The sequence below is a fragment of the Vibrio sp. V01_P9A10T6 genome (assembly GCF_963877065.1).
GTDB lineage: Bacteria > Pseudomonadota > Gammaproteobacteria > Enterobacterales > Vibrionaceae > Vibrio > Vibrio anguillarum.
The window spans coordinates 1-10,152 of record NZ_CAWNTB010000018.1; the positions used below are offsets into that span (position 1 = coordinate 1).

Genomic DNA, 10,152 nt, shown 5'->3' on the forward strand with positions numbered 1-10,152 from the left:
AGATAGCTCTGTCGATGAGCGCTGCTTTACACCCCAGTGGATCACCTTGCCTAATGAAGGATAACCATGAGCTCAGATTTACAGCAAATACGCATCGGTTTAACCAATAACCACCCTTGTAGCTATTTAAAAGATAGGCAAGAACGTGTCGCTGTGACTTTAGACTCCGCCATGCAATCGCCTGAGAATTATGAAATTCTACTCGCAAATGGTTTTCGACGCAGTGGGGATACCATTTACAAACCTCACTGTGACAATTGCAACTCCTGCCAAGCATTGCGTGTTTTTGTTGACCAAGTCAAGCTATCAACCAGCCAAAAGCGGTTACTCAAAAAGGCACACGCTTTTCAGTGGCAGTTGAAACCGACCATGGATTCGGGTTGGTTTGCACTCTATGCCCGCTATATTGAAGCGCGACATAAAGAGGGCAGCATGTACCCTCCCAACGAGCAGGAGTTTGAAACCTTTTCCGCTTGTCGTTGGCTAGATACTCAATACCTGCATATTTATCAAAATGGACAACTGGTCGCGATTGCGGTGACGGATATTTTACAAAACAGTGCCAGCGCCTTTTATACCTTTTATGATCCAGAGTCAGATCTGTCACTCGGAACACTTGGCGTTTTATTTCAACTGCAATATTGCCAAGCCACACAGAAACAATGGTTATATTTGGGTTATCAAATTGATGAATGCCCAGCAATGAACTACAAAGTACGCTTTGAGCGCCATCAAAAGCTAGTAAATCAACGTTGGCAAGGGTAGAATACGCCCCAACTTTACATATTTATCTTTTAGCGGCAGAATGCGTCCGTTAAAAATCGCCAAGTTTCTAAAGAGGATTAAATGGCTAAAGAAGACGTAATTGAGATGCAAGGCACTGTCCTTGATACTCTTCCAAACACAATGTTCCGTGTTGAGCTAGAAAACGGCCACGTAGTAACAGCTCACATCTCTGGTAAAATGCGTAAGAACTACATTCGTATTCTTACTGGTGACAAAGTAACTGTAGAGATGACTCCATACGACCTAACTAAAGGCCGCATCGTCTTCCGTGCTCGTTAATCTCTGATTTTCGAACGCAACAAAAAACGGAGCTAAATGCTCCGTTTTTTGTTACTTATAGAACTGGATTAAATGCAATGCATAGAAGAAAGCACGCCTCAGCGTGCTTTTGTTATTAGGTGATAAGCATCGGGATTACCGATTAGTGAACCGCTTCTTCACGAGAACCAATGTACTTAAACTTAAGCTCTTCACCATCTAAATCCACTTTCACTGTGCCACCATCGACCAACGAGCCAAACAACAACTCATTCGCTAATGGCTTTTTCAGCTTATCCTGAATCACGCGGCCCATCGGACGAGCGCCCATCTCAATATCGTAGCCTTTCACAGCAAGCCAATGACGAGCATCCTCAGAAACCTCTAACGATACACCTCTCGCATCGAGTTGAGCTTGTAGTTCAACAATAAACTTATCAACCACTTGATGGATTACACGCTCATCCAAACGATTAAACCAGATGATGTTGTCTAAACGGTTACGAAATTCGGGTGTGAATACTTTCTTAATCTCTGACATCGCATCAAAACTATTGTCTTGTTGGATAAGACCAATCGATTTTTTCACTGTCTCTGCAACACCTGCGTTGGTTGTCATCACCAAAATGATGTTACGGAAATCCGCTTTTCGTCCATTGTTATCCGTTAAAGTGCCGTTATCCATGACTTGAAGTAACAAGTTAAAAATATCAGGGTGCGCTTTCTCAATCTCATCAAGTAGCACCACTGAATGTGGATGTTTAATCACAGCATCAGTTAGCAAGCCACCTTGGTCATACCCAACATAACCAGGAGGAGCACCAATTAAACGACTCACTGAGTGGCGTTCACCATACTCAGACATATCAAAACGCAGCAGCTCAATGCCAAGTAGCTTCGATAACTGCACTGTCACTTCTGTTTTACCCACGCCTGTTGGCCCTGCAAACAAGAATGAACCCACCGGTTTATTGTCAGCACCTAAGCCAGCGCGTGAGAGTTTGATCGCCTCACTCAATACATCGATAGCGTCATCTTGTCCAAATACCAACATTTTCATTTTTCTATCAAGGTGCTGCAAAATGTCTTTATCGGAAGAAGATACCGATTTTTCTGGAATACGCGCCATTTTAGCAACCATAGCTTCAATATCGGCCACTCCAACGGTTTTCTTGCGGCGACTTGCAGGTGCCAACCTTGAACGTGCACCCGCTTCATCAATCACATCAATCGCTTTATCTGGCAAATGACGTTCATTGATGTATTTTGCAGAAAGCTCCACGGCCGCACGTAACGCTTTATTGGTGTAACGTACATCATGGTGCGCCTCGTATTTTGTTTTCAGACCCATAAGTATTTTAGTGGTGTCATCCAACGATGGCTCGACCACATCAATTTTTTGAAAACGGCGAGCCAGCGCGCGCTCTTTTTCAAAGATGTTGTTGTACTCTTGATAAGTCGTTGAGCCGATGCAGCGCAATTTACCGCTGCTAAGCAGAGGTTTGATTAAGTTAGCCGCATCCACCTGACCACCAGAAGCGGCACCCGCACCGATGATGGTATGAATTTCATCAATAAATAGGATCGCGTCCTGCTCTTTTTCAAGCTGTTTCAAAATGGTTTTAAAACGCTTTTCAAAATCGCCACGATACTTAGTTCCAGCGAGTAATGAGCCAATATCCAGTGAATAAATAACGCTATTTTGAATAATTTCAGGCACTTGGCCTTCCACAATACGCCACGCCAACCCTTCCGCAATCGCCGTTTTACCAACTCCCGCTTCTCCCACTAACAGCGGATTATTTTTACGGCGACGGCACAACACTTGAATGGTTCGTTCTAGTTCTTTATCACGCCCAATTAGCGGGTCAATCAACCCTTGCTTTGCCAATTGGTTGAGGTTGCTGGCAAAGCTTTCCAAACGTTCATCAGAACTGACTTCATCAGTTGATTCGCTGCTAAAAGAGTCGGAAGAGGCTGAATTATCACTTGCGCTGGAAGCTTTAGTGATGCCGTGTGAAATGTAGTTGACGATATCTAAGCGACTGATGTCATTTTTTTTCAGTAGGTAAGCCGCGTGTGACTCCTGCTCACTAAAGATTGCAACCAGTACATTCGCTCCTGTGACTTCATTGCGGCCAGAGGATTGCACATGAAATACAGCACGTTGCAGCACACGTTGAAAACTCAATGTAGGTTGCGTTTCACGTGTTTCGTCACTTTCAGGAATAAGAGGTGTGGTTTGATCAATAAAAATATCAAGCTCTTGGCGTAAGGCATCCAAATCCGCTTGGCAGGCTAATAAGGCCTCTCTGGCTGCATCATTTTCTAATAACGCAAGTAGGAGGTGCTCGACGGTCATGAATTCATGTCTTTTGTCTCGCGCTCGAGCGAACGCGCCGTTTAGACTCGACTCTAGTTCTTTATTAAGCATAAGTACCTCCTTAAGGAACCACTTTGTTGCTCCAGCAAGCGACTACGCTTGCTCCATAGTACAAAGCAGTGGATGCTCATTTTCCCTTGAGTACAAAGTAACTTGAGCTACTTTGGTCTCTGCAATCTCGGCACTGAACGTGCCACAAATTGCTTTCCCTTCATAATGCACCTTGAGCATTATCTGTGTTGCTTTGTCGATATCCATCGAGAAGAATCGCTCAAGGATTTCAATCACAAACTCCATCGGCGTGTAGTCATCGTTATTGAGAACTACGTTGTACATCGCTGGTGGTTTAATTGCTGTCTTCTCTTTCTCCAGAAGATCTGAGTCTGGAGTCACCCATTCAAAATGTTTACTCATGATGACCGTATTTAGAGTGCTTCTCTACCTAGTGGAACCGTGTGCCTCTCAGTAACCATTGTGTCGTTGGAATCTATTAATGTTATTAGTGCTACCGACACAGTTGAAAAACAACCCTTACTTAGAGACTAATGCAGCAATTGTATCGCTGCAAATAAAACATTGCTATTCCGAACTATCAACGGCGTAGTTGATTAAAAAGAAAACAAAAGCAACTGCTTTCTTTAACTATTTCATTCTTAACGCCCTATTTAATCGTTACAACAATGTAAACCTGAAAAGTGATTTATTTGCAAATATGTCGAGTATCATACCTTTTGCCTATTGACTGCGCCGAATCATTGACTACATTGGTCAATTAGTGACTAAAAATTTGGCAGCGGCTGAATTGATATTCACATTCGGGTAACGTTTTTAGGATAAGTTTCTCGATAACAACATCAGTAACTAAAATGCAATGAGGGATGTAAAGCATGGCTACAGGTACAGTAAAATGGTTTAACAACGCCAAAGGATTTGGGTTTATTTGTCCAGAAGGTGAGGATACCGATATTTTTGCTCACTATTCAACCATTCAAATGGAAGGCTACCGCACACTCAAAGCGGGCCAACAAGTTTCCTACGAGATTGAACAGGGGCCGAAAGGTTATCACGCTAGCGCTGTTGTTCCAATCGAAGGTCAACTTGCAAAATAATCGCTGCCAAACGTGTATTTGATGAAAAACCCGCCGAACTGGCGGGTTTTTTTATTGCTTAGAGGTGAATAACTGAAGGTTAAGCGCCAATGATCGCGTTCAAGGTTTGGCTTGGACGCATTAGTGCTGATGCTTTTTCAAACACTGGCGCATAGTAACCACCCAAATCACCCGGAGTACCTTGTGCCTGATTCAGCTCAGAGACGATAACCTGTTCATTTTCTTGCAGCTGTTTCGCAATCGGTGCGAATTCCGCCGCTAAATCAGCATCCGCCGTCTGCTCTGCTAAGGCCTCAGCCCAATAGGTTGCAAGATAGTAGTGACTGCCACGGTTATCAAGCTCACCAACTCTGCGCGATGGTGATTTATTGAGATCAAGGAACTTACCTGTGGCTTTATCAAGCGCATCGGCTAGTACTTTCGCTTTCGCATTTCCAGTGACAACACTCAAATGTTCCAAAGACGCCGCCAGCGCCAAAAATTCGCCTAACGAATCCCAACGCAAGTGGTTTTCTTTCTCAACCTGCTGAACGTGTTTTGGCGCAGAGCCACCAGCACCTGTTTCAAACAAGCCACCGCCATTCATCAAGGGAACAATCGACAACATTTTAGCCGAAGTACCGAGCTCGAGAATGGGGAATAGATCCGTGAGGTAATCACGCAGTACGTTACCCGTAACTGAGATGGTATCTTTACCCGCTTTGAGACGCTCAAGTGTGAACAGAGTCGCTTCAACGGGTGATAGGATCTGAATATCTAAGCCAGCCGTATCATGATCAGCAAGGTAGACGTTGACTTTTTTGATCAATTCACGGTCATGCGCACGCTGATCGTCTAACCAGAAAATCGCAGGAACACCAGTAGCTCTGGCACGAGTCACGGCCAGTTTCACCCAATCTTGGATCGGTGCATCTTTCACTTGGCACATGCGGAAAATATCACCAGCTTCAACAGCTTGCTCTAGCAATACTTTGCCGGAGGTATCCACAACACGTACCGAACCCGCTGCATCGAGGATAAAGGTTTTATCGTGCGATCCATATTCTTCAGCTTTTTGCGCCATAAGGCCCACGTTTGGCACACTGCCCATCGTGGTGGGATCAAATGCGCCGTGCTTTTTACAAAAATCAATCACCGCTTGATAAACGCCAGCGTAGCAGCGATCTGGGATCAGTGCTTTGGTGTCTTGTTGCTTGCCATCTGGCCCCCACATTTGACCAGAAGCGCGCAGCATTGCTGGCATTGACGCATCAACAATGATATCGCTTGGGACATGTAGGTTAGTAATACCTCGGTCAGAATCGACCATAGCAAGCGGTGGCTGCGTGTTATAAACCGCTTGAATCGCGGCTTCAATTTCTTCTTTCTGTGCTTGTGGCAATGCTTGAATTTTCGCGTAAACATCGCCTAGGCCATTGTTGACATCAACACCTAATGAGTCAAACAACGCGCCATACTTCGCAAATACGTCCTTGTAGTACACTTTAACGGCATGGCCGAAAATGACTGGGTCAGACACTTTCATCATGGTTGCTTTCATGTGCAAGGAAAGCAGCACATCTTGCTGTTTCGCTGCTGCGATTTGTTGCTCGAAAAACTCAACTAACGCTTTTTTGCTTAGAACTGAAGCATCGATAATTTCTTTATCAAGCAGCGCAAACTCTTTCTTTAAGACTTTAGTCGAGCCATCATGGTCGACAAACTCAATTTTGACCTTAGTGTCACCTTCAATGGTGACTGACTTTTCTGTTCCATAGAAATCTTTGTCTTGCATGCTGGCAACATGTGAACGGGATTGCGGTGACCATGCGCCCATTGAATGTGGGTTTTTCTTCGCATAATTCTTGACTGATAATGGTGCGCGGCGATCGGAGTTTCCTTCACGCAACACTGGGTTAACCGCACTGCCTTTGATTTTATCGTAAGTCGCTTTAATCGCTTCTTCTTCGTAGGTACTTGGTTCTTCAGGATAATTTGGTAGGTCGTAACCTTTTTCCTGCAACTCTTTAATCGCGGCTTTCAATTGTGGGACCGATGCAGAAACGTTAGGCAGTTTAATAATATTCGCTTCTGGTTTGGTCGCCAGTTCACCTAATTCGGCAAGCGCATCACTTACACGTTGATTTTCTTTTAAATGTTCTGGGAAGCTGGCGAGGATACGCGCAGCCAGTGAAATATCGCGGGTTTCAACGCTAATGCCTGACGAGGCGGTAAAGGATTGGATAATCGGCAATAAAGAATAAGTGGCCAGTGCTGGTGCTTCGTCTGTGATGGTATAAATAATTGTAGGTTTTTCTGTAGGCATGAAAAATTTCCCTATTTGTTCTAGCAGCACCATTGGATGAAACAGCGCTGTGTGATTGTCCGTGTCAAGTGGGTTAGCATCCTCGCGACTTGAACACGATAGCGTCACTCTTTCAAAAACTGAATCGAATGTCGTTGAGCGTTATCCGATTTTAGTCATTGAGTGAAAATACGTATACACCCAAACCCTTTATTGATACTGAATCCAAATAGCATGGGTTGAGTATAATTAAACAAAACTAGGATAATAGTCTATTATCTTGTGCGTCAATCCTGTTTCTGGGCGCGCAAATCATAGCTTAAATCCAAAGTTCAGAAAACTTTCAAACACACTTCATTTACATTTTTGCAAGGTAGTTAACATGTCATCCCGCTTGCGTCGTGATTCTTCATCAGTATCAAAACCCTCTGGCTCTTCTCATTTTAAACGGCGCGATCCACATCAGCGTTCAACCGCCCGCTCCTCTTCATCTGCAGAAGAGGTAAAAAAACGAGTATCACTTGCTGATCGAAAAGTCATCATCTTTAATAAACCTTTTGATACGCTAAGCCAGTTTACCGATGGTGATGGGCGCAAAACTCTCGCTGATTTTATTCCCGTAAAAGAGGTGTATGCCGCAGGTCGTTTGGACAGAGACAGCGAAGGTTTGATGGTGCTCACCAATGACGGCATCTTGCAAGCGAGACTAACGCAGCCGCAGTCAAAATTACCAAAAACGTATTGGGTTCAAGTAGAAGGAGAACCCGCTCAAAACGATTTAGATAAATTGCGCCAAGGTGTAGAGCTAAAAGATGGCATGACGCTGCCTGCCAAGGTTGAGATTTTGCAACCGCCTACCTTGTGGGAACGTAATCCACCGGTTCGTTTTCGCGCACAAATCCCAACCACATGGCTTGCGATTACCATTACTGAAGGTAAAAACCGGCAAGTACGACGTATGACAGCGCATATTGGCTTTCCAACACTGCGCTTAGTGCGCTACGCGATGGGCGACATTGTTTTAGGCGATCTACAACCCGGTGAGTGGAAAGAAATTACCCTCTAACACCGCTCTCAAAAACGGAAGCCTCTTTATTTAAGAGGCTTCACTGTGTTTATTTATGGCGTTCTTTAAGCTTATCAATCACATCACTCAACGCTAATCCTTGGTCTTGCAATAGCACCAATAAGTGATAAATCAAATCAGCAGACTCACACACTAACTCCGCCTTATCGCCCGACGTCGCCGCAAGCGCAACTTCAACGCCCTCTTCGCCCACTTTCTGCGAAATACGCTTTGTTCCACGGGCATAAAGGCTAGCGGTGTAAGAGGAATCAGGGTCGGCACTCTTGCGGGCAGCCAATAGCTGCTCAAGCTGATGAAGCCACACCATTTGAGACTCTTCTTGTGCATCGTTATCCCAACAGGTTGTGGTTCCAGTATGGCACGTTGGCCCAATGGGATTCACTTTGACCAATAAAGTGTCATTATCACAATCGAGCGCCATGTTTTTCAACTGTAACACATGACCAGAGGTCTCTCCTTTGGTCCAAAGGCGCTGTTTGCTGCGAGAAAAGAACGTCACTTGGCCTGTTTGCGCGGTTTTTTGCAACGCATCTTGGTTCATGTAACCCATCATAAGCACTTGACTTGATTTAAAATCTTGCACTATCGCCGGAACAAGGCCATCAACTTTGTTCCAATCAATACGCTCAGAAAGTGCAACCGCACTCGATACTTGAAAACTCATCGTCTTACCTCTACACCTTCTGCTTGTAAATATTGTTTTAATTCGCCGATATTGATGATCTGCTTGTGAAAAACCGATGCCGCCAACGCGCCATCGACATGAGCTTGTTGGTAAGCTTGCGCAAAGTGCTCCATCGTTCCCGCCCCGCCAGAAGCGATAAGTGGCACGCGACACACAGCACGTACCTTCTGGAGTTGCTGTAGATCATAACCATTACGCACGCCGTCTTGGTTCATCATATTCAATACGATTTCACCCGCACCACGTTTTTGTACCTCTTGTACCCAATCGCAAGTTTGCCACTGTGTTGCTTTGGTGCGCGTCTCATCGCCAGTAAATTGATAGACCTGATACTGACCCGTTTCTTGATCGAAGTAAGAGTCAATGCCGACCACAATACATTGCACGCCAAATTTATCCGCCAAGTCAGTAATCAACTGTGGGTTAGCGAGTGCTGGAGAGTTAATGGAGACTTTATCTGCACCAAATTCTAAAATTCGCGCAGCATCTTCGGCAGATTTAATACCGCCCGCGACGCAAAATGGAATATCAATCACTGCCGCGACACGCGCAACCCAACTTTTATCCACCACTCGGCCATCACTCGACGCGGTAATGTCATAAAACACCAACTCATCCGCACCCTCTTCGGCGTAGCGTTTTGCAAGCGGTACGATATCACCAATGATTTCGTGATTGCGAAACTGCACCCCTTTCACTACTTGTCCATCGCGGACATCCAAACAAGGGATTATGCGTTTTGCCAACATTCGAATGCCTCCTGAGCGGTGAACTTACCATCTAATAAGGCACGACCGACGATCACGCCAGCAACACCACTGCCTGTTAAGGCTTTGATGTCCGCTAAGCTACCGATACCACCTGAGGATTGAAACTGTACTTGGGGGTACTGTTTGCATAAATCGATATACAACTCAACGTTAGAACCGGCTAGTGTGCCATCGCGGGAAATATCAGTGCACAATACGTGCGTCAAACCGACCGTTAGGTAATCATCAATCAAGGCTTCTATCGTTACACCTGAATCTTCTTGCCAACCTGAAATGGCCACTTTACGTGTGCCGTCTTGATCAATGTTGATGTCGAGCGCTAGCACAATTTTTTCTGCGCCATATTTTTCCATCCATGCTTTGACTAATTCTGGCTGTTTTACGGCCGTAGAACCGACAACCACGCGCTGCGCACCCGCATTTAATAAATCCACCACATCTTGCTCACTGCGCACACCGCCACCAATTTGAATCTTGGCAGGGGTACTGGCAAGCAGTTTGGCAATCAGATCCAGCTGTCGGGCTGAGGTATCTTTTGCACCCGTTAAATCGACAAGGTGCAACCAGTTAGCTCCAGCCTGATGATAGAGGCGAAACTGCTCTGCAGGGTCCACTTTGTATTCGGTAACTTGACCATAATCGCCTTGAAATAAGCGAACCACTTGGCCATCAATTAAATCTAATGCTGGAATAATCATTACTAATTCCCTTTTATAATTCCAAGAAGTTCTTGATCAGTGCTGAGCCTGCTTTGGATGAGCGCTCTGGGTGAAATTGGACACCATAGTAA

Annotated in this window: 10 protein-coding genes and 1 pseudogene; 4 read left to right on the top strand and 7 right to left on the bottom strand. The window is 45.1% G+C overall.

Features of this window, described 5'->3' with window-relative positions; translation table 11 throughout:
* Window positions 1-66 precede the first annotated feature (66 nt).
* Both AACQ21_RS01125 and infA read left to right on the top strand, forming a co-directional pair.
* Window positions 67-765 (top strand): arginyltransferase, encoded by a 699-nt coding sequence (locus tag AACQ21_RS01125; protein ID WP_013857085.1) that lies wholly within the window; start codon window positions 67-69, stop codon window positions 763-765.
* A gap of 81 nt (window positions 766-846) precedes the next feature.
* Complete coding sequence (gene infA, locus AACQ21_RS01130) at window positions 847-1,065, top strand: translation initiation factor IF-1 (RefSeq protein WP_006075347.1); 219 nt, start codon at window positions 847-849, stop codon at window positions 1,063-1,065.
* A 142-nt stretch (window positions 1,066-1,207) separates the two neighbouring features.
* Here infA and clpA read toward each other — a convergent pair whose 3' ends face one another.
* Together clpA and clpS are read right to left on the bottom strand one after the other, a co-directional pair.
* Window positions 1,208-3,478, bottom strand: a complete 2,271-nt coding sequence (clpA, locus tag AACQ21_RS01135) for an ATP-dependent Clp protease ATP-binding subunit ClpA (protein WP_105977193.1) — start codon at window positions 3,476-3,478, stop codon at window positions 1,208-1,210.
* Window positions 3,479-3,520: 42 nt separating this feature from the next.
* Window positions 3,521-3,841 carry an ATP-dependent Clp protease adapter ClpS gene (gene clpS / locus AACQ21_RS01140; RefSeq protein ID WP_010319243.1) on the bottom strand — a complete coding sequence of 107 codons (321 nt, stop codon included), beginning with the start codon at window positions 3,839-3,841 and terminating at the stop codon, window positions 3,521-3,523.
* 473 nt (window positions 3,842-4,314) lie between these two features.
* Here clpS and cspD point away from each other — a divergent pair, with 473 nt between their 5' ends.
* Window positions 4,315-4,536 carry a cold shock domain-containing protein CspD gene (gene cspD / locus AACQ21_RS01145; protein ID WP_013857087.1) on the top strand — a complete coding sequence of 74 codons (222 nt, stop codon included), beginning with the start codon at window positions 4,315-4,317 and terminating at the stop codon, window positions 4,534-4,536.
* Between the two features lie 79 nt (window positions 4,537-4,615).
* Here the strand turns inward: cspD and AACQ21_RS01150 are convergent, their stop codons facing one another.
* Window positions 4,616-6,841, bottom strand: a complete 2,226-nt coding sequence (locus tag AACQ21_RS01150; RefSeq protein WP_105977194.1) for an NADP-dependent isocitrate dehydrogenase — start codon at window positions 6,839-6,841, stop codon at window positions 4,616-4,618.
* Between the two features lie 361 nt (window positions 6,842-7,202).
* Here AACQ21_RS01150 and AACQ21_RS01155 point away from each other — a divergent pair, with 361 nt between their 5' ends.
* Window positions 7,203-7,886, top strand: a complete 684-nt coding sequence (locus AACQ21_RS01155) for a pseudouridine synthase (protein ID WP_206208096.1) — start codon at window positions 7,203-7,205, stop codon at window positions 7,884-7,886.
* 49 nt (window positions 7,887-7,935) lie between these two features.
* On the opposite strand, the gene hisIE is transcribed toward AACQ21_RS01155, so the two are convergent.
* The 4 genes and pseudogenes from hisIE to AACQ21_RS01175 form a co-directional block, all read right to left on the bottom strand.
* The gene (hisIE, locus tag AACQ21_RS01160) at window positions 7,936-8,571 is read right to left on the bottom strand and encodes a bifunctional phosphoribosyl-AMP cyclohydrolase/phosphoribosyl-ATP diphosphatase HisIE (RefSeq protein WP_094124043.1); all 636 of its coding nucleotides are present in this window, start codon (window positions 8,569-8,571) and stop codon (window positions 7,936-7,938) included.
* Window positions 8,568-9,341, bottom strand: a complete 774-nt coding sequence (gene hisF / locus AACQ21_RS01165; protein WP_017044649.1) for an imidazole glycerol phosphate synthase subunit HisF — start codon at window positions 9,339-9,341, stop codon at window positions 8,568-8,570. Before hisF ends, hisIE begins: the two co-directional genes overlap by 4 nt.
* On the bottom strand, window positions 9,323-10,060 hold the full coding sequence (gene hisA / locus AACQ21_RS01170) for a 1-(5-phosphoribosyl)-5-[(5-phosphoribosylamino)methylideneamino]imidazole-4-carboxamide isomerase (protein WP_105977195.1): 738 nt from the start codon (window positions 10,058-10,060) through the stop codon (window positions 9,323-9,325). The genes hisF and hisA overlap by 19 nt, the downstream gene beginning before the upstream one ends.
* A gap of 13 nt (window positions 10,061-10,073) precedes the next feature.
* A pseudogene (locus AACQ21_RS01175) lies at window positions 10,074-10,152 on the bottom strand (imidazole glycerol phosphate synthase subunit HisH); the annotation flags it as partial.

Bases quoted from the DNA above. Each gene is read 5' to 3' on its own strand.
- clpS (WP_010319243.1), bottom strand. From the start codon at position 3,841: ATGAGTAAACATTTTGAATGGGTGACTCCAGACTCAGATCTTCTGGAG.
- AACQ21_RS01125 (WP_013857085.1), top strand. From the start codon at position 67: ATGAGCTCAGATTTACAGCAAATACGCATCGGTTTAACCAATAACCAC.
- hisIE (WP_094124043.1), bottom strand. From the start codon at position 8,571: ATGAGTTTTCAAGTATCGAGTGCGGTTGCACTTTCTGAGCGTATTGAT.
- cspD (WP_013857087.1), top strand. From the start codon at position 4,315: ATGGCTACAGGTACAGTAAAATGGTTTAACAACGCCAAAGGATTTGGG.
- hisF (WP_017044649.1), bottom strand. From the start codon at position 9,341: ATGTTGGCAAAACGCATAATCCCTTGTTTGGATGTCCGCGATGGACAA.
- infA (WP_006075347.1), top strand. From the start codon at position 847: ATGGCTAAAGAAGACGTAATTGAGATGCAAGGCACTGTCCTTGATACT.
- AACQ21_RS01155 (WP_206208096.1), top strand. From the start codon at position 7,203: ATGTCATCCCGCTTGCGTCGTGATTCTTCATCAGTATCAAAACCCTCT.
- clpA (WP_105977193.1), bottom strand. From the start codon at position 3,478: ATGCTTAATAAAGAACTAGAGTCGAGTCTAAACGGCGCGTTCGCTCGA.
- AACQ21_RS01150 (WP_105977194.1), bottom strand. From the start codon at position 6,841: ATGCCTACAGAAAAACCTACAATTATTTATACCATCACAGACGAAGCA.
- hisA (WP_105977195.1), bottom strand. From the start codon at position 10,060: ATGATTATTCCAGCATTAGATTTAATTGATGGCCAAGTGGTTCGCTTA.